Genomic DNA, 18,999 nt, shown 5'->3' with positions numbered 1-18,999 from the left:
TTGCCAACCCTAATTGGATAGTTTCGGAAAAACACGGGTTTATGAACGATAATTCACTAAGGCACTCAAAATTCTTTTTGAAAAATTCCGTGGAAAAGGCCGAAAGAACGATAAGAAGAAAAGGAGGTGCTATTTCTTCTGGGAAGGTCATATCTGAACAATCATTTGGGTTTTGGACATCATTATTCGAAACTCATCATTACAGATTAATTGGAGGAGTTATAATCCATTGCTTTCCGAACAAACCTAATAACGTAAATAGAAGCGTCATCTCTCAGAAATTAAATAGGATAAGAGAATTTAGAAATCGTGTATATCACAATGAACCTATTTGCTTCAACGGCCCGAACATCGACTTTAGTCAGGCTGAAGATATACGCGATGAAATATTTGAAATGCTTTCTTGGATTGACTCAGATTTATCAACTTATGCTGAATATTTCAACGGAATTAACACAAAAATCGATCAGATAAACAACATTTAGAGCATCTAACAAACACTATCCATGAGCAACCTGAGGCATTTGCAAAGGCCAGTGCAATCGGATACTTTAGTAGAAATTTGAAAAGTCCAGCTCAGGGATGATAGTTGGACGTTGTAGCTCATCTGAAAAACATTTCAAGCTTAAAACCTTCCTGTCTTGATCTATAAACATTATTTGAGTGAGCTATAGTTTAAAGAAATGGACAAGCGAGATAAGGAAATCATTGAATTTGCGTAGTGCGATGTTTCGGAGCTTTCGGTGAATTAATTCTCCATAGAGAATTTCATCTATGAATTATAGAATACGTTAAGCAATCTCAATCTTCTTTTAGGGTACGGTCTGACCTTCGGTACCGACCGATTACATAAGAGCCACTCTCAGGTCGGCACCGAAGGTCAGACCTGATTTGATAATACTAAAAGCCTCAAGTTTTTCGCAGAAGTAGTCGTAGTTCATTACCAGCACACAAGTCTGACGTGCCGTCCGACTTTAAAAGAGGTTCGGTACCGAAGGTCAGACCTGTATAAATTAACGAAAGCACCTGTCTGGCCCTGAAATAGGTTAAAACCCAAACCGATCTAAATAGGACTGATAGAAAGGAATCATACGGTTGCCATATTTGGCGATGAGCACTTTATAGGCTGTGGCGGCATCGGCAAATAAACCCCTATTTTCAAGCATTATGGCCTTGGTCAAATCGGTCAGCATAGTGCCTTCTTTTGGGAAAGTACGGAAGGCTTGATCGAGTAATTCTTTATCGGGTGGAGAGAGCTTATCTAGAAAATATACGCCTGTCGATCTTTTACTATTCTTAGCAAATACTTCCACCCCAAAGATGTCTTTAAATGCTAAGCTACCACTCAAAAGGTCAATGTTGAAATGAGTGGAATCGACATCATGCGTTTCAAAAATCTTATCGTATTCGCTCCAAAATCGTACTTGATATTCATCGTGAATGTCAGCCCAGTCCAGTTGGATATACCTTCCATAAACTTCAGTAGAAGAAGGAAAATTAAGGTGGAGGTCAACAAAACTGGATGGTTCTTTTACGTAATGGTTGGGTGCCCAATCTTCTAAATTTCGTTTTGGGTTATAAAAATTTTCCCACTCGGTATAAATTAATTCTGAAGGAGGATAGAGTTCTTTAAGATCAAGCGTGGCCATATCATACTGGCCCTCCAGTTCAATTTCTAATAACCGCCCTTCGCTATCCATCAAAATAACCAAGCCGTTGGGCAGCACTTCGATTCGATCTTTTTTGTTGAGTGGCGTTCCGTTTTTCAACTCAAAAAAGCCCTTTTCCGTCTTTTTGTAGTTTTTTCCAGAAGATAGAATCACCCTAAAACCCTCTTGACCTTTGGCCAAGAAACTAAGCATAAGAAAAACGCAAATGAGGGAAAGGTGCCTGAACATTGACGCCAATTTAGTAATCATTAGCATCAAAAAAACCACCTTTGCAATGAGCGGCCTGTGGCTTCGTAAAAGGCAAAAATTGCCACCAGACTGTATTCGATGATTACGACTTCAATCCATTCAAAATAATTACCGCTAAGATAGTTGGCATAGGTAAAGAAAATGAGCAGTGTCCATAAAAAGGCGAATCGCTTTTCGGTAAACACACTAATGGCCAGTAAAGGAATGGCATACCATGGATGAACCGTGGTAGCGAAGAGCAAATAGATCGTCCAAACCCAGAGCATTCGTACAGGCAGTTCTTTTTTTGACGGCAAAAGTGAATACAGCACAATGCCAATAAAAGTAGCCGCCATCATCCATTTCCCCGATTGCGCAATAATGTTGTGTCCCTCGGTTTCAAAACCATACCAACGGGCTAAATAATAGATGCTGCCATTGAATTCGAATTTCTGGAAATAAAGCTCTAAACTGTCTTTTATCGCCCAAATATGAGCGGTGTTGATCAATGGCAGGAAAGAAATTATAAGTACTCCAGCCACAATAAGGCCGTAGATCATTGTTTTCTTAAAACCGATTTTCCGGATCAGTAGCGGAAGGAAAATCAGCGGCAAAAACTTTGTAGCCACCGAGAGTCCAAACCAAATGGCCGACTGATGAAGCTTCTCCTGTTCGTAACTCCAAATCGCTAGAAGCAGGAAGAAAATCATGATGGCTTCGAAATGCAGATTGCCGGTTAGCTCTAGGACTACCATAGGGTTAAGCGCATAGAAAAGACCATACCTTTCAGGCAAACCGTAATGGCGTAATAGCTTTCTGATCAAACGAATATTACCAAACTCGAAGGCCAGAATAATCACGCGTAAAACTACTATCGACCAGAATTCGGAGCCTGGGCTAAGCAAAGCGGAAAGAAAAAAAAACACCTGATTGAAAGGCGGATACACCGAGAAATATTCGGGGGAATTAAGCTTGGCAAATAAACCAATATTAATGCCTTCGATGCCTTGCACTAAATATGTGGTAGGGAGCTCTTTGTATGGATCGACCATTTGGGTCAGCAATCGGCCATCCCAAATAAAGCGATACACATCATCGGACAAACCGGGAATGGAAAAGAGCAAAAGCAGCCTGAGCAACATGGCCCAGTAAAAGGGTAAATCTGCTTCTCGCTCTTGCGTGCAGCGCATAATATAAATCATGGCTATGGCCATCAATACAAAAGACGATAGTAAGGGAATGGTCAGCGCACGATCTAAGTAATAGCCCGCCACAAGAATGAGCAGAGCATATAGAATGTAGGCAAATGAGAGTCGGTTATTATTTTCAGGCATTTCGCGTATGCTGCACGGTATAATAGAATACCAACAGAAAGCCTAAGCTAAGCAAAATATGAAAAGGGAGTAAAGCAAAATCCTGAAAGTAAAAGGCCAAGCCTAAACCAGCCATAAAATAGAGCGAAAGCAAGCCTTCTACCACGGTTAGCGGATTGATTTTCTTCACAAAGTATTTGTTGCCTTTCCAGCCTTCTTTTTTACTTGTAATGTTGAATTTTGGTGTACGCACGAAAGGGGTTTTCTTTCCAATCCAACCTTCGAAAACGGCCACAGCATTGTGAATGCTCAAGCCTAGAAATACAGAAAGCAGCATAAACATCTGTGGCACAAATTCCTTTAGCGTTTTCCAGAAACTTTCGCGCTTTTCTTTAAAACCATTCCAATAGAAGATGATCAGAAAGATATAGCCCAATAAGAAAATGCTAGAAATATTCAGCAGGGTTACCCAGCCTGTAGATAGGTTACGAATAAACAGAACAGGCACACTTAAAATGGCCGTGACCACAATACAAATGAAAATGGCGGAATTCAATAAGTGAAAAGCCGCATGAAATTTTGTTCCGAAAGAAAGGTTAGATCTTAAAACTTGCGGTAATAGCTTTTTGCTGGTTTCAGCAGCGCCTTTTGTCCAGCGGTATTGCTGCGATTTAATAGCACCCATAGCCGCAGGAAGTTCCGCAGGAGCCACAGTGTTCGATACATAAAAAATTTGCCAGCCTTTCAACTGAGCGCGGTAACTCAAGTCTAAATCTTCAGTCAGCGTATCGGCTTTCCAGCCACCAGCATCAGAAATGCAGCTTTTTCGCCAAACACCAGCGGTACCGTTAAAGTTAAGGAAGTGACCTCCACTGGAACGTCCATTTTGTTCCACAAAGAAATGAGTGTTCAAGCCAAAGGCCTGAAGTTTGGTCAGCATGGAGTAATTTTCATTGATGTGCCCCCAACGGCTTTGGACTACTCCAATTTTTTCGTCTTGTGCAAAATGAGGAACAGTGTTTTTCAAGAAGTCCTTTTCTGGAACAAAGTCAGCATCAAAAATGGCGATGAATTCCCCTTTGGCGATCTTCATTCCGTATTGCAGCGCCCCCGCCTTAAAGCCTTTACGTTCAGGTCTTCTTACCTGAGTGATATCAATTCCTTTGGCTCGCCACTCGGCTACTTTTGCAGTGATCAAATCAACGGTCTCGTCATCCGAATCGTCCAGCACTTGAATTTCCAGTTTGTCTTTAGGCCAATCGAGTGAAGCCACGGCATCGATGAGCCTTTCCACTACATACAATTCGTTGTAAACCGGTAATTGTACAGTAACTACAGGGTGCTTATAATCAGCTGGAATTTCAGGGATTGGAGGAAGTAAGTTATTTCTTTTTGCCTTTCGGTACTTGTAAACAAGGTTCAGTTGTGAAATGCTATAGACGAAAATAAACGACAGCGCTCCAGTGTATAATGTTAATATGATCAGCTCCAGCCAATACATTTATAGGTATTTAAATATGGTAAAGATAATCTTGTAGCCTGCCATAACAGTGCCTTTCACAGTACCCGACACCTTGCTAACCCCAATTCGCTTTTTATAGTTTACAGGCACTTCTGTTATTCGTAATTTCTGCTTTGCGGCCTTCAATTGCATTTCCACCGTCCAACCGTAGGTTTTGTCCTTCATGTCGAGCGCCACTAACTGAGGAAAGGCGATGGCGCGGAAAGGGCCAAGGTCGGTATAATTTGTCTTATAAAACCATTTCATCATCGAAGTGGCCAGCCAATTGCCAAATACTTGGGGAAAGGTCATTGAACCTCCTTCACGATTTCCCAAAGCCCTAGAACCAATAACGAAATCTGCTTCCCCTTTTACAATAGGCCCTGCGACTTCTGGTAATTGTTGTGGATAGTCGGAATAATCGCCATCCATAAACACTAAAATATCAGGGCTTTTGCTGGGGTCTTTTAAGTATTCAATACCCATTAAGCAGGCATTTCCATAACCTGCTTTGGGTTGATGAAGTACGGTGGCGCCAGCTTTTGCAGCGACTTCAGCTGTTTTATCGGTAGAACCGTTATTCACCACGATAATTTCACTTACCCAGTCTTTTGGTATATCTGAAATCACATGCGCGATAGATTGCTCTTCGTTGTATGCGGGTATTACCACTTTGATGTTCGGCCTCACCTGTTCGTTCACGGACAAAATTAAAAATATTAATAAGAGGAAGGCCTCGATTGACACATTAGTTCCTTTATTATCAAATTCGTTTGGCAAAAGGTGCTCTACCCGACCAATACAATTCTTGACTTTCTATTTTTAAAAACGAAATTAGAACCTCATACACTTGACCGCGTTATGAAGAAAGAGGAGCCCACCAACAGTAACAATTAAAAAAGCAATCGTGAAAAACATAGTATTATTATCATTGAGCCTGATGTTCTCTTCAACACTGGCTTATGCTCAAATTGATATTGAGCCGAGCGAAATTATAGTCCGGAAAACGGGATTGGCCATGACCAATAACATCACGTATGGGAACACCGTACAAGAAATGATTACGGCTTTTGGACAGCCTACCAGTACCAATACCCAATATTGGGAAATGCTTGAAAAAACGGTAAATGTGTACAATTACGGGACGGATGCTTCTTTTACTTTTGAGGATGGAAAGCTCCGTACAATAGATTTGTATAGTAGCATCTTCTATATTGGCAAGGTTGGTCATTTGGTGTATATAAAAATTGGAGAGAATACTTCCACGTTACAGCAAAAATTCGCAACGGCTTACGCTGAAAGGGCAGACGGTAAGATTTATATTTTTATAGGGATAGCCGAATTTCTCCTTGTCAAATATGATTCAAATAATATTATTACAGAAATAATCCATAACCCTGGATAACCACAGTATTTAAAATGGCTTGGCCTAAAAGAAGCCAAGCTATTTTTTTAAGACCAGCTTAAAGGGGTAAGCTCAATAACCATGAAAAATATATTTATTCTTTTATTCATACTTACATCAACTGTTCAAGTATTTGCTCAGACCAACACTTATGATATAATTGATCCATCCCATGTAATTATTAGAAAAACTGGGTTGGCAATGACCAATAATATAACTTATGGCAGTACCGTACAAGACATGGTTACGGCTTTTGGTCAGTATTCTAGCACCAGTACTGAATACTGGGAGATGAGTGATGTGAATGTTAACGTATATAAGTATGGCACTGATGCTACTTTCACATTTGAAAACAGCAAACTAAGGCTTATTGAAATTTTTACCAGCAATTTTTACATCGGTAAGGTAGGCCATTTGGTGTATATTAAACCAGGTGAGAATATAAGTACATTACAGTCTAGTTTTCCTACATCTTATGCGAATCGAATAAACCATCATGGTGCTATCGTTTTGAGGTTTGGACTGAGTGAGGCTGTTATTGTTGTTCGTTACAACCCTAGCACGAATATTATAACCAAGATTGAACAAAGCACTGGGAGCTAATATTTTTGTTATGCTATTTTAACATTAAAGATGAGCTGCTTTAATTAAGGCAGCTCATTTTTTGTACCGTATATCAAGTTGGGCTAAAGAGCTCTACGCAACCAAAGCTTTGCTTTTTTGATGGAATGATGGCTTTATATTCCTTCTCTGTTTCCATGTATTCAGGCCGCCCCGCTGGGGCTTGGTGTTTGAACTTTTCGGAAAGGCTACAAACGGTGTATCCCTCTGGGGTTATTAAAACTTATGGTTTTCCTAAATCTAATGGCTTGTTTTTAATGACTAGGGCAATTGGGTCTATTGGAGTATGGATAATTGAAATGAAAATTTATTGAATCAATAAGCTGATTCATCGAATCGGTTTTATGAAGTTTAGTTCATTAAATAATTTTCAATGAATACTGAGGAGGCTCTCATATCCAAGCCCCATCGGGGCGAACAGGTTGTAGAAAAGCCAATACCCCAACCCTAATCCGTAAGCTCCGTAGGAGCGACCCGAAAAGGATATCTAGCCCGAACATGACTTGATATTATGTTTTTAAAAACGAAATTGGGAACTGATTTAGATCGGATTCAGTTTAATTCATGTACATACATACAATTTAAACAAGAAAGGAAATTCATTATGAAAACCGTTGTACATACATCAGAATCAAGGGGTTCAGCAAACCATGGCTGGTTAAAGAGCCGTCATACTTTTAGTTTTGCGGGTTATCACAATCCTGAACGCGTTCACTTTGGGGCACTTAGGGTGTTGAATGATGATGAAGTAGATGGGGGTCAGGGTTTTGGTGCCCATCCTCACGATAACATGGAAATTGTTTCGATTCCGTTGCAAGGTGATTTGGAACACAAAGACAGCACGGGCCGTAATGAGGTAATTCGCCAAGGCGATGTTCAAATCATGTCGGCTGGAACAGGAATTCAACATTCAGAATTTAATCATAATAAAGATGAGGCAGTTCATTTTCTTCAGGTTTGGGTTTTCCCGAAGGAAAGAAACATTGAGCCGAGGTATGAGCAGAAAACTTATTTGGCGGAAGACCGCATGAACAAATTTCAAACGGTGGTTTCTCCAAATGGTGGCGATGCACTTTGGATTAACCAAGATGCGGAATTCAATTTGGCCAATTTAGATGCGGGTACAAAATTGACTTATGAAGTAAAGCATCCAGGAAATGGAGTTTATGTTTTCGTATTGAACGGTGAGCTTACTGCCGCCAATGAAAACCTAGATACACGAGATGCCGTGGCGGTTACCGAAACCAACAGCTTCGAAATTAAGGCAAAATCTTATGCCGAAGTGCTGGTCATTGAAGTCCCAATGGAGTTTTAGAAATTAGAGAGGATGTCCGAATGGGCATCCTTTTTTGTTATTTGAACTCCTTTACCTTTTCAATAATATACGCTATTTCAGCTTCTGTCAATTCTGGGTAAATGGGCAATGAAAGCACTTCGTTTTGAAGTTGAGAACTGTTGGGGAAATTTTTAGAACTATAATTTGCATTAAAAGCTGGTGTTAACGGGCTCGCCAACGGATAATGGATCTCAGTTGCAATTCCGGCATTCTGCAAATGTGCTTTTAGGGCATCTCTTTTTTTCGTGCGGATGCAGTAAATATGAAAGTTGTGTGTTTCACTTTCATTTACTTCTGTGGTAATGATTCCCTCAATAGCTGCAAATGCTTCGGAATACCTATTCGCAATTCGGTTTCGGGCTTCAATCCATTCATATACATAATTGAGTTTTACATTGAGCACAGCGGCCTGAAGTGTATCAAGTCTACTATTAATGCCCTTTACCTGATGGTCGTTCTTGGATAGGCCACCATGATTGGCAAACATTCTGCACTGCTTTGCAAACATGTCATCATTGGTGAGTATTGCACCACCATCGCCAAAGGCCCCGAGGATTTTACTGGGGTAAAAACTGAATGCTGAAGCAATGCCCCAACTGCCTGCCATACTATCACTCTTCTCTGCAAAGTGCGCTTGAGCTGCATCTTCTATCAAGTACAGGTGATGCTTTTTTGCGAGTTCAGCCAAAGCTTCAATCTCGCAGATTTGTCCATACAAATGAATGGGAATAACGGCTTTCGTTCGCGCTGTAATTTTCTCTTCAACACTCTTAGGGTCTAGGCCAAATCGCTGCAATTCAACATCAGCAAAGACGGGTGTAGCACCGCTAAGTGACACCATTTCGGCAGCAGAGAGCCAACCGTGGGCTGGAACAATGACTTCATCTCCATTCCCAATTCCTAAAGATTTCAGAATAACAAAAAGGGCATCCGTGGCATTTCCTAGTCCAATGCAATGCTTCACTTTATGGGCTTTGGCAAAGGCTTTTTCAAAACTAGAAACAACTTCTCCACCAACAAAACGATGTTCATCAATTACAGTTTGAATCGCAGCATCAACTTCCGGTTTTACGGAAAGGTATTGTCGCTTAAGGTCTAAGAAGGGAATCTCCATGCGTTGCTAAAATGATGACGAGGATCATATTTGTTACTGATGCCTGTCAGGCCAAAGTTAAAGATACCAACATACCTTGGATATGAAATCTAGAAGGCCTGTAATTTAATTATCAGACGATCAGTTCTAGATTTTTAAAACGATTTAATAATTAGCGTGTTAGCTATAAAAAGACATTGTTATGAAAAAGATTATTGTTCCTATAGATTTCTCCGACTGTTCTAAAAATGCTTTAACCAATGCTATTGTTGTAGCCGAACGCATGAACATGGAGTTGGTTTTACTTCATTCATTTATGCTGCCAATGGCCACGACAGACGGAACCCCTTTAATGGTGGGCTCTATGATTGACGATTTACAAGAGGCATCTGAGTCGAACATGGCTAGTTTTGTGAAGAAAACCCCAGAGCTTGAGCGCGTGGAGTACAGCACAGAAGTAACGGCTGGTTTGCTTTTGAATGGTTTAAATGATGTGCTTGAAAAGCACGATACTGCCTATGTGATTATGGGCACTCATGGTGCTTCTGGTTTAAAGAGAGCATTTATGGGAAGCAATGCCCATACGGTAATTAAAAATGTTGACTGCCCAGTAATTGCGCTCCCAGAAGATGCAGACATTACCAAAATGAAAAGAATTGCAATGTCGGGTGATTATAAGCACGCACCTGCGGCACAGACCATTGAACCTGTGATTGCTTTAACGAAGGCGTTTTTCGCTCATTTATCAATCATTCATATCGATCAAGATAAAGATTTGGAGCATAATGAAATTGAAATCGCTAAAAGCTTAGAGAAGTATTTGAAAAAGGTGAATCACTCTTTTCACTTCAAAAGAGACTACGATGTAGAAGAAGGATTATTAAGCTTTGCGAAAGAAGAGCATATCGATTTACTCGTAATGATTTCACGCCATCATAGCTTCCTTGACAGAATTGCCCGCGGTAGTGAGACCAAACGCATGGTCATGGATATTCCAATGCCATTAATGATTATGCCTGGATAAGTTTAAATACGCTTATTTCCACCAAGGAAGTGGCAATTTTATATCAGCAATCGAATTAACAACCATATCGGGCTTAAACGGGAAATCGTTTAAGTCCTCTTTTTTTGACATCCCTGACAAAGTTAGGATGGTATTATAACCCACTTGAACGCCACCTTGAATGTCAGTGGCTAGTGTGTCTCCAATGACGGTTACCTCTTCCGTAGCCAACCCTATGTGTTTTCTGGCTTGGCGCATCATTACTGGGCTAGGCTTGCCAACGGTAAAGGCCACTTTTCCTGTTGCTGCTTCAATCATGGCCACAATACTGGCAATGCCTAAGTTGTTCCAACCCGGTTTTCGGGGGGAAGGGTCAAGGTTAGTGGCGATAAACTTGGAGCCGCCTAAAATAAAATCAATCGCTTTTCTTACCATTTCTAAAGTGAAGTTGATGCCTTCACCCACCACCACAAAGTCAGGGTCGTTTTGAACCAAGGTAAATCCATGTTCGTGCAAACTTGAAATCAAACCACCTTCACCCAATACATAGGCCGTCCCGTTTGGGAATTGCTGCCCCATAAAATGAGCCGTTGCCATGGCACTGGTGTATATGTTTTTTTCTTCAACATGAATGCCCAGCTTTTCTAATTTCCTGACGGCATCCAAAGGGCTTCGTTGGCTATTATTGGTCATAAAAGTGAAGGGGATATTTTCCTTCTGAAGCATTTCTACGAACTTGTCAGCACCCGGAATCATTCTGTTTTCGACATATATAACTCCGTCTTGGTCTATTAGAAATCCTTTAGGCATAGTGATTTGAATTATGATTGGTTAAAGATTGATGATAGAATACGTTCTACCAAATTTGCACTCATTAAGCTATCGTTAAGTGTGAATAAGGAAGATTCCGTTTTACCCTCTTTGATGCATTTCGCTACTTCTTCTATTTCATGAACATACCCCGTGCTTTTAAAAGGAAGTTCTACTTTTTCAATACTATCGTTTTTGTGAACTTCAAAAGTTTCTGCTTTCCAGAAAAGTGGAAGTTTGATAAATCCTTCGGAACCGTAAATACAGGCTTCTTTATTAGTGTTCATGGCTATGCTCCCGAACACTTGTGCCATTTCTCCGCCCTCGTAAGAAAGTTGAACTTGAATACTCTGGTCGATACCTGTTGCTGAAAGTACTGCATCTGCACTGAAGCTGTTGGGCTCCCATCCAAAAATATCTGAGACTATGGTGAGTGGGTAAACGCCAACATCGTACAAAGCACCTCCCGCTAAATCTGGATTAAGTAACCGTCCGTCTGGCTTTAAATTGGGTGAATTGAAACCAAAGCTTGCGGTGATGTACTGAATCGCTCCAATTTCACCCGTTTTGGCTCTGCGAATGGCCTCTCGGTAAGCGGGTAAAAAGCGCATCCACATGGCCTCCATTAGAAATTTGCCAGTGCTTCTGGCCACTTCCGTCATTTTACGAATTTCCTCTGAAGAAATGGCCATGGGCTTCTCACAAAGCACATGTTTGCCAGCATTCAGCGCATCAATTACATTTTGGCAATGGAAGTTGTGTGTAGTACTGATGTAGACAAGGTCTACGTTGGGGTCAGCTAAAAGTGCCTCGTAACTATCATAAACCTTAACGTCAGGGAATTCCTTCTCAAGCGCAGTAGCATTAGACCGCGAGGCAAAAGCATAAGGCGTTTCTCCCTCAACAGAAGTTAAACTGCTTAAAAATTTTCTGGCAATTCTGCCAAAACCTATAAATCCCCAATTCATAATTCAAGAACGGAAATTTTGAAGAGAGCGCAGCTTATTTTCTGTTGTTACAGTGGTTGGCTAGGATTAAAATTAAAAGGGATTGCCCTTCGGACAACCCCTTTCTTCAACCAAAACATACAGTATCTGCCATACCATATAATAGAAAAACCGATTCCTCGAATTTTTATTGTGGGAGTCAATGAACTTAATTTTGACCTCAATTTGAGGAAATAAAAAGGCCGACTTAGAACATTTCTAAGTCAGCCTCTCATTTTTAAGTTCTATCGGAGTCTTAATTGCTAGCCATGGCTTGCAGCAAATCGTGTCTTGTGATGATGTGTACTTCGTTCGATTTGTCTCTAATCATTACCGCTGGATTGTCTTTAGTGATTACCGAAGACAACACATCTAAAGTATTATCAGGTGAAACAAACTGGAATGGTTTGTCCATTATTTCAGAAACTGATTTACTCTTAACATCTGCGTCATCAATCATGTGCACTAAAATTTTAGAGTCTACTAAACTTCCTACAAACTCATTGCCATTCATAACTGGCAATTGAGAAATACCTTTGGATGTCATTAGCTTAATGGCCTCGGCAACGGTAGCAGTTTGAGCGATGGTAGTTAATTTACCATTTCCATTTTGCTGGCTCATTATATCAGCAGCAGTTTCGAAAGCACGGTTTTCAATAAAACCACGGGCTTTCATCCATTCGTCATTGTATACTTTGCCCAAGTAGCGAGTACCATGATCAGGCAAAATAATCACCATTACATCGTCCTCTTTCATGTTTTCTTTGGCCCACTCCAATGCTCCAGCCACAGCCGAACCACAAGACCAACCGCAGAATAAACCTTCTTCGCGCGACAGTCTACGGGTCATAATCGCACCGTCTTTATCTGTTACCTTCACAAAGTGATCGATCATATCGAAGTCTACATTCTTAGGAAGAATATCTTCGCCAATACCTTCGGTTAAGTAAGAGTAAATCTCTTTTTCATCGAAAATACCAGTCTCTTTATATTTTTTGAATACAGAACCGTAAGTGTCAATTCCTACAGTGACCACATTCGCGTTTTGTTCTTTCAAGAATTTTGAAGTACCACACATTGAACCACCAGTACCAACACCAGCTGCATAATGTGTGATTTTTCCTTCAGTATCTCTCCAAATTTCTGGACCAGTAGTTTCGTAGTGGGCCGCAGTATTCGACATGTTGTCATACTGGTTCGGATAGTATGAATTAGGAATATCAGCGTTTAATTTTTTCGCTACTGAGTAATATGAGCGTGGATCGTCAGGCGAAACATTGGTAGGGCAAACAATTACTTCGGCACCCACTGCCCTCAAAATATCCATCTTTTCTTGCGACTGCTTATCGGCTAAAGTGAAAATACATTTGTAGCCTTTTGCAATACCCGCTAGCGCCAAGCCCATTCCTGTGTTACCAGAAGTGCCTTCAATAATAGTACCTCCTGGCTTAAGTATGCCCGCTTTTTCCGCATCTTCAATCATCTTCACCGCCATTCTATCTTTCATAGAATTGCCAGGGTTAAAATATTCCACTTTGGCCAAAATAGTGCCCGGAATACCCTTGGTTACAGAGTTTAACTTTACAAGAGGCGTGTCGCCAATGGTTTCAATGATCGAATTGTAATACTTCATTTTTTAAAAGTTTTGACAAAATTACGATTTCTATCGCTCAATCCTAAGCCATGTTTTTAAACCTTTGTTAAGATAAGGTATTTCATGTTCAAGAGAGTCTACCGCAGTTAGACATAAGTTCTTTGCTGAACTCAATGATATGAATTGTGGAACACCATTCTTCTTTTTATATCTTTGGTTTTAAATTTCAATTCTAATATGTCCGAAGGTACTCCCAAGTCAAAAAAGCCATCGAAAAAACACAAACCACCAGGGCTCAAAATCCTTCACGAAGACAGGGACATTATTGTGGTAGACAAATCGGAAGGTCTTTTGACCATTAGTAACGATAAGGTCAAAGATAAAACCGCTCATTTTTTCCTCAATAACTACGTTCAAAAAGGCAATCCAAAATCCCGTGATCGGGTTTTCATTGTGCATCGCTTGGATCGAGATACTTCAGGCGTTTTAGTTTTCGCAAAAAACCAGAATGCAAAAGCCTATTTGCAAGAAGAGTGGGGCCAATTCAATAAAAAATATTATGCCATAGTACTTGGAAAGCCACCGGAAATGGAAGGCGAAATCACCTCCTATTTAATGGAAAATAGTGCGTACAGGATGTATTCTACCAAAGATTCAAGCAATGGAAAATTTGCTAAAACGGGTTATAAAGTGATTAAAAGTAACAGTCGCTATAGCTTGCTGGAAATAGAATTGTTCACAGGTAGAAAGAATCAGATCCGTGTGCACATGTCTGATATTGGCTGCCCAATTGTAGGCGACAAAGTGTATGGTAAAGATCCTAAAGTGAAAGGAAGGTTGGCCCTCCATGCCGCTAGCCTTACTATTCTTCACCCTTATTCTAAAAAAGAAATGACCTTTGAAACAGGCATACCGAATGAATTCAGGGTGGCCTTGTCTTAGCGTTTCACGAAGCTGTTACTTCCTCAAGAAATCATTCACCGCTTGGGTGTATCGGTCTCTGTATTCTGGGCGAGTATAGAGTTGCACGTGGTCTGCACCCTCAAAGAGCTCAGTCTTGACGTTGTTGAGCCCCATAATTTCATTTTCTAAAACTGAAGATGGTGTGGTAGAGTCTCCATTCCCATAAAGAATTAGGGTAGGGAGTGGATTGTTATTCAAAAGGAAAGAAAATTTCATATTGTCTCCCCAGTCATCAATTACATGATCGAACTTATCGAAGGACATATCAAAGATAAAGCCCGGTATGCCCATCTCTTCACTTGCTACTTTTGAAGTCGCATAAATATTACTCAAAGGGCTGTCAAGGATTAATTTGTCGACTTTTAGCCCTTCGCTTTGTGCATATTCAACCAAATCGGGTCGGTTGACTGTAATGGCGCTGGCCATTGCGCCCATTGAAAAACCCCAAAGCACAAATTCGTTTTGGCCATAATTGGCTTTCAGCATTTTCATGGCACCCGTTATGTCTTCAGCAAATTCATAACCTAGGGCGGTTTGGGCATCATCAGACTTGCCAGAATTTCGCAAATCTGGAATGAAAACATTGTACAATGAATCAAGCCCAGTTTCTTTAATCAAAGCCAAATACTTCATGGTTTTCAGTCGGTTGGAAGTACGACCATGATTGATCATCAAGGTTTGAGTAATGCCTTCTTTGGTGGCAGCGATATACCAGCCGTTAAGGTTTAAGCCATCCGTCAATGTTTCAAAATCAACTTCTTCAAAGTTAGGGTAGCCATAATCAGCAGGATCACGGTTTTCACCAATACCGAACTTCGAAATCATGGCGGTGTCACTCAATACATAATCAAAAGTGAAGCGGCCGTAATCCGTAATCAGTTTCACGGTGTAAGGCAATACCAAAAAATAGAATGCTGCAATCACTAGCAAAAGGCCAATGATCATGATTTTGAAAAACCTATTCATGATTTTAATTTTTTGAGAGCGAAGCAAGTAAGTATAAAACAGCCATTCTTATGGCTACACCATTTTCTACCTGATCAAGGATAATGGCGTGGTCTGAATCTGCCACATCGCTGTTTAGTTCTACCCCTCGGTTGATTGGTCCAGGGTGCATGATCACAATCTCTTTATTGAGCGAGTCTAAAAGCTTTTTATTGATGCCGTAATAGAGCGAGTATTCGCGCAGCGAAGGAAAATATTTGATCTGTTGGCGCTCTAGCTGAATCCTTAATACGTTGGCAACATCGCACCATTCTAGGGCCTTCCTTACATTCAATTCTACTTTCACTCCTAAGGAAGCAATGTGTTTTGGTAGTAAAGTTATGGGGCCGCATACCATTACTTCCGCTCCTAGTTTTTGTAAGGCAAAGATGTTGGAAAGGGCCACTCGTGAGTGAAGAATATCTCCAATAATGGCTACTTTTTTTCCTGCCACTTCTCCTAGTCTCTGCCTAATCGAGAAGGTGTCGAGTAGAGCCTGAGTAGGGTGTTCGTGAGTACCGTCACCTGCGTTTACAATGTTGGCACTGATGTGTTTCGAAAGGAAATGTGGTGCGCCTGGGCTGGCATGTCGCATTACAATCATATCCACTTTCATGGACAAAATATTGTTAACCGTATCGAGTAGGGTTTCTCCTTTTTTTACTGAACTATTGCTAGAAGAAAAATTGACGATATCGGCTGAAAGTCTTTTTTCTGCCAATTCGAATGACAGCTTTGTACGTGTAGAGTTTTCAAAAAACACATTCGCAACCGTAACATCGCGCAATGAGGGTACTTTCTTGATCGGCCTGTTGATGACATCTTTAAATTCATCGGCAGTTTCAAAAATAAGCTCAATATCTCCAGGCGTTAAATCCTTGATTCCCAAAAGATGTTTGACACTTAACTGTTCCTGCATTATTCTTCTTCGTTAGTGATTAACCAAATGTTGTCGTCATCAACGCCTTGCCCTTTCCATTCCACCAAAACCTTGTGGGAATCAAGTGTATTCACTTGTTGACCCACATAATCGGGCTTAATAGGTACATGCCTAGAGTATTTTCTTTCCACTAAAACCAGCAATTCTACTTTGGCTGGGCGACCATAAGCAATCATGGCATCCATTGCCGCCCTGATGGAACGGCCTGTGTAAAACACATCATCAATCAGAATTACTTTCTTGCCTTCAATCAAAAAGTCGATTTTGGTTTCGTTGGCCCGCTTGGGAGAGTCTCTTCTTCTGAAATCATCACGGTAAAAGGTAGAATCTAAGTAACCTAATTCTACTTCTGCACCTGTGATTTCATGAAGTCGTTCCTTAATACGCTCGGCAAAGAATATACCTCTCGGCTGAAGACCTAATATTACGGTATTATCAAAATTCTCGTGATTTTCTATCAGTTCCTGACAGAGGCGGCCGATGGTGATGGCCAGTTGTGGATGTCCTAAAAGGAGTCTGCGTTGCATTTCAAGTGTCAAAGATACTAAAAGGATTGGCTACTGGAACGATTCATGTCAATTAATCGAGCCCATCTCCTTTCAGGTTTGGGTTTAATGAAATTTTATTAATGAAGAAAACCTTTCTCAAGTCGCCATTATTATCTCCAGAGCGTATGCTTTGAACGCCATAAACGATAAAATAATTGTCGTACCAACGTAATGTTCCTGAGCTGTTTTCACTCTCATATCTTAGTTTGTCTTCTGGGTCACTCAATTCTAAATTGTCTACAACCTCTTCAGTATCTTCTTCACTATCCATCATCTTTGCATGTACCTCTTTATCAAAATAATAGGCATATGCACCTTGACTTTTATCCCAAATAAAGGCACCATATGGTTCAGGAATTCCCTTTCCATCTTTGGGAACTTCAATCCAGTCATCCCATTGGATGTTACCTTTTTTATCCAAAACCAGTGTGTAGGCGTGGGTGAACTGGAATGATGCTCTTTGTTGTGAGTTATCATCATTGTTTGCACTTTGGCTTCTAAAACCCGTTGGAAAATTGGTTCCGGCCCATGGATAGTTGCCGGTATCATGATTGTAGCTTCTTAGAAATTCTCCAAATACGACTAGTTGGTCATCGTCTTCAATCATTTCTGAAAACAAAGGCTGAACTCTATACCGTACTTCTTTACCTTTTTTTCTAGCAGCTTCTGCTTTTTCGCGATATCGTGTTGCCTTTTTTTCTCCTAAGTAGGAAAAGAAGTGTTGTAATTCACCAAAGCCATAATATTTCATGGTTTGAAGCCCAGTTCTATCGATATGGTTTACAAAGATACCTGCTGGGCTATTAGTGGCTTTGTACGAGTATATGCCTACAACCACTTGCGAAATATCGTTTATGGAAGAAGAAATTGCTGATGTAAGGTGGTAGTCTTTATTCGTTTCTAGCGCATAATCTCGAATGGGATTTCCCAAATAATCGTAAGTATTTACAATGATGGTTTGATCACGGTCCCTATTGAATTCAGATGCTAATACATTAAAAGTGAGGCTGTCGCTATTGATCCGTATTTCAAGAAGTTTTGATTCGTTCTGATAAACATTGGATAGCGTTTTGATTTTATCATTCTCCAAATCAAAGGCAAAAACTACTGGTCTGTTTTCGAAGTACCCACCTATGATAGCCGTGTTTTGAATTACTTCAAACTCTTGAATATCCAACTCAAGTACTTCTTTGGGGTTATACTCTTGAACGTCTCCAGTTCGATTATTGACACTAAGTATTTTTATTTTAAACCTGCCAGGAAACTCTTGAAGGAGGAGGTAAGTTTTTTCATGAACAGAGTGGTAACCCAACAGTTCAAAGCCTCTTTTTATAGCCACTTCCTTCACCCATTTTTGGTTAAAATCGGTATCCAGTTGAGTAATGGCAAGGGTGTAATCTTTAGTGATTCCTCTATAGTCGGCCTGTACCAAGGTCAAACCAAACTTTTCATTCGAGATTAACAGATAGTCCTCATCCCGCCATTCATATTCCAACTCAAATCTTTTGTTGTTTTCTATTTGCGCTTTCGCAAATTGAGAGAAAGCAAACAGTATCGATATAAGAATGAATTGGCGCATTAGGATTGAGATTTTTCTATAATGATGTCAAATTCTTCTTTTTTAACCGACTGAACCGAAAGACGAGACAGCCGCAGTAAATCCATGTCTTGAAGTCGATCATCTGCTTTTACGTCTTCTAAGCTTACTGGTTTTTTCAGCTTTTGTTTGGGCGAAAAATCTACCACCACCCAGCGATCGTCATCAGTGGTTGGATCGGGATAATGCGCTTTAACACATTCAGCAATGCCCACAATTGCCTTTTCCTTTACGCTATGATAGAAAAAAGCCAAATCCCCCACTTTCATTTCCTTCATGTTATTTCGGGCTGCATAGTTTCTCACACCATCCCAATGGTCGGTACCTTTAGCCACCAGATCATCCCAAGCGTAGGTATTCGGTTCCGATTTGATCAACCAATAGTTCATAAAGACTTATTTTTGAAT

At 40.5% G+C, this 18,999-nt stretch carries 19 protein-coding genes; 6 read left to right on the top strand and 13 right to left on the bottom strand.

Annotated features, from left to right (window positions below; all coding sequences use genetic code 11):
* Positions 1 to 41 precede the first annotated feature (41 nt).
* Positions 42 to 485: a hypothetical protein gene (locus tag VOI17_RS00765; RefSeq protein ID WP_323755326.1), complete on the top strand. Its 444-nt coding sequence runs from the start codon at positions 42 to 44 to the stop codon at positions 483 to 485.
* A gap of 561 nt (positions 486 to 1,046) precedes the next feature.
* On the opposite strand, the gene VOI17_RS00760 is transcribed toward VOI17_RS00765, so the two are convergent.
* The 4 genes from VOI17_RS00760 to VOI17_RS00745 are packed head-to-tail and all read right to left on the bottom strand — an operon-like array spanning position 1,047 to position 5,420.
* Positions 1,047 to 1,898: a hypothetical protein gene (locus VOI17_RS00760; RefSeq protein ID WP_323755325.1), complete on the bottom strand. Its 852-nt coding sequence runs from the start codon at positions 1,896 to 1,898 to the stop codon at positions 1,047 to 1,049.
* A gap of 26 nt (positions 1,899 to 1,924) precedes the next feature.
* Positions 1,925 to 3,232, bottom strand: coding sequence for a hypothetical protein (locus VOI17_RS00755; RefSeq protein ID WP_323755324.1), 1,308 nt, complete (start codon positions 3,230 to 3,232; stop codon positions 1,925 to 1,927).
* Positions 3,225 to 4,712 (bottom strand): cellulose synthase family protein, encoded by a 1,488-nt coding sequence (locus VOI17_RS00750; protein WP_323755323.1) that lies wholly within the window; start codon positions 4,710 to 4,712, stop codon positions 3,225 to 3,227. Before VOI17_RS00750 ends, VOI17_RS00755 begins: the two co-directional genes overlap by 8 nt.
* A complete protein-coding gene (locus tag VOI17_RS00745) occupies positions 4,713 to 5,420 on the bottom strand; it encodes a glycosyltransferase family 2 protein (protein WP_323755322.1) in 708 nt (235 codons plus the stop codon). It abuts the gene before it with no gap.
* A 199-nt stretch (positions 5,421 to 5,619) separates the two neighbouring features.
* On the opposite strand from VOI17_RS00745, the gene VOI17_RS00740 reads away from it, so the two are divergent.
* The 3 genes from VOI17_RS00740 to VOI17_RS00730 all read left to right on the top strand — a co-directional run bounded on the left by VOI17_RS00740 (position 5,620) and on the right by VOI17_RS00730 (position 8,053).
* Positions 5,620 to 6,117 carry a hypothetical protein gene (locus VOI17_RS00740; protein ID WP_323755321.1) on the top strand — a complete coding sequence of 166 codons (498 nt, stop codon included), beginning with the start codon at positions 5,620 to 5,622 and terminating at the stop codon, positions 6,115 to 6,117.
* An 81-nt stretch (positions 6,118 to 6,198) separates the two neighbouring features.
* On the top strand, positions 6,199 to 6,720 hold the full coding sequence (locus VOI17_RS00735) for a hypothetical protein (protein ID WP_323755320.1): 522 nt from the start codon (positions 6,199 to 6,201) through the stop codon (positions 6,718 to 6,720).
* Positions 6,721 to 7,342: 622 nt separating this feature from the next.
* The gene (locus tag VOI17_RS00730) at positions 7,343 to 8,053 is read left to right on the top strand and encodes a pirin family protein (RefSeq protein ID WP_323755319.1); all 711 of its coding nucleotides are present in this window, start codon (positions 7,343 to 7,345) and stop codon (positions 8,051 to 8,053) included.
* A gap of 37 nt (positions 8,054 to 8,090) precedes the next feature.
* On the opposite strand, the gene VOI17_RS00725 is transcribed toward VOI17_RS00730, so the two are convergent.
* On the bottom strand, positions 8,091 to 9,188 hold the full coding sequence (locus VOI17_RS00725) for a DegT/DnrJ/EryC1/StrS family aminotransferase (RefSeq protein WP_323755318.1): 1,098 nt from the start codon (positions 9,186 to 9,188) through the stop codon (positions 8,091 to 8,093).
* Positions 9,189 to 9,369: 181 nt separating this feature from the next.
* Between VOI17_RS00725 and VOI17_RS00720 the strand changes: the two genes are divergently transcribed.
* On the top strand, positions 9,370 to 10,191 hold the full coding sequence (locus VOI17_RS00720; RefSeq protein ID WP_323755317.1) for a universal stress protein: 822 nt from the start codon (positions 9,370 to 9,372) through the stop codon (positions 10,189 to 10,191).
* Between the two features lie 12 nt (positions 10,192 to 10,203).
* On the opposite strand, the gene VOI17_RS00715 is transcribed toward VOI17_RS00720, so the two are convergent.
* The 3 genes from VOI17_RS00715 to VOI17_RS00705 all read right to left on the bottom strand — a co-directional run bounded on the left by VOI17_RS00715 (position 10,204) and on the right by VOI17_RS00705 (position 13,599).
* Positions 10,204 to 10,980 (bottom strand): HAD-IIA family hydrolase, encoded by a 777-nt coding sequence (locus VOI17_RS00715; RefSeq protein ID WP_323755316.1) that lies wholly within the window; start codon positions 10,978 to 10,980, stop codon positions 10,204 to 10,206.
* An 11-nt stretch (positions 10,981 to 10,991) separates the two neighbouring features.
* Positions 10,992 to 11,948, bottom strand: a complete 957-nt coding sequence (locus VOI17_RS00710) for a Gfo/Idh/MocA family oxidoreductase (protein ID WP_323755315.1) — start codon at positions 11,946 to 11,948, stop codon at positions 10,992 to 10,994.
* 274 nt (positions 11,949 to 12,222) lie between these two features.
* Entirely contained in the window at positions 12,223 to 13,599 is a 1,377-nt protein-coding gene (locus VOI17_RS00705) for a pyridoxal-phosphate dependent enzyme (RefSeq protein ID WP_323755314.1), read from the bottom strand.
* A gap of 198 nt (positions 13,600 to 13,797) precedes the next feature.
* Between VOI17_RS00705 and VOI17_RS00700 the strand changes: the two genes are divergently transcribed.
* Positions 13,798 to 14,502, top strand: coding sequence for an RluA family pseudouridine synthase (locus VOI17_RS00700; RefSeq protein WP_323755313.1), 705 nt, complete (start codon positions 13,798 to 13,800; stop codon positions 14,500 to 14,502).
* Positions 14,503 to 14,517: 15 nt separating this feature from the next.
* Here the strand turns inward: VOI17_RS00700 and VOI17_RS00695 are convergent, their stop codons facing one another.
* Genes VOI17_RS00695 through VOI17_RS00675 form a run of 5 tightly spaced genes read right to left on the bottom strand, consistent with a single transcriptional unit; the run spans position 14,518 to position 18,981 of the window.
* Positions 14,518 to 15,489, bottom strand: a complete 972-nt coding sequence (locus VOI17_RS00695) for an alpha/beta hydrolase (protein ID WP_323755312.1) — start codon at positions 15,487 to 15,489, stop codon at positions 14,518 to 14,520.
* Positions 15,490 to 15,493: 4 nt separating this feature from the next.
* Complete coding sequence (locus VOI17_RS00690) at positions 15,494 to 16,426, bottom strand: aspartate carbamoyltransferase catalytic subunit (protein WP_323755311.1); 933 nt, start codon at positions 16,424 to 16,426, stop codon at positions 15,494 to 15,496.
* Positions 16,426 to 16,974 (bottom strand): bifunctional pyr operon transcriptional regulator/uracil phosphoribosyltransferase PyrR, encoded by a 549-nt coding sequence (pyrR, locus tag VOI17_RS00685; protein ID WP_323755310.1) that lies wholly within the window; start codon positions 16,972 to 16,974, stop codon positions 16,426 to 16,428. Before pyrR ends, VOI17_RS00690 begins: the two co-directional genes overlap by 1 nt.
* Positions 16,975 to 17,026: 52 nt before the next feature.
* Complete coding sequence (locus tag VOI17_RS00680) at positions 17,027 to 18,574, bottom strand: hypothetical protein (protein ID WP_323755309.1); 1,548 nt, start codon at positions 18,572 to 18,574, stop codon at positions 17,027 to 17,029.
* On the bottom strand, positions 18,574 to 18,981 hold the full coding sequence (locus tag VOI17_RS00675; RefSeq protein ID WP_323755308.1) for an EVE domain-containing protein: 408 nt from the start codon (positions 18,979 to 18,981) through the stop codon (positions 18,574 to 18,576). Before VOI17_RS00675 ends, VOI17_RS00680 begins: the two co-directional genes overlap by 1 nt.
* Positions 18,982 to 18,999 lie beyond the last annotated feature (18 nt).

This window comes from Roseivirga sp. (assembly GCF_034669765.1).
Lineage (GTDB): Bacteria > Bacteroidota > Bacteroidia > Cytophagales > Cyclobacteriaceae > Roseivirga.
Note: the sequence above shows the minus strand (reverse complement) of the source record. Positions and strands in the feature narration are given on the sequence as shown.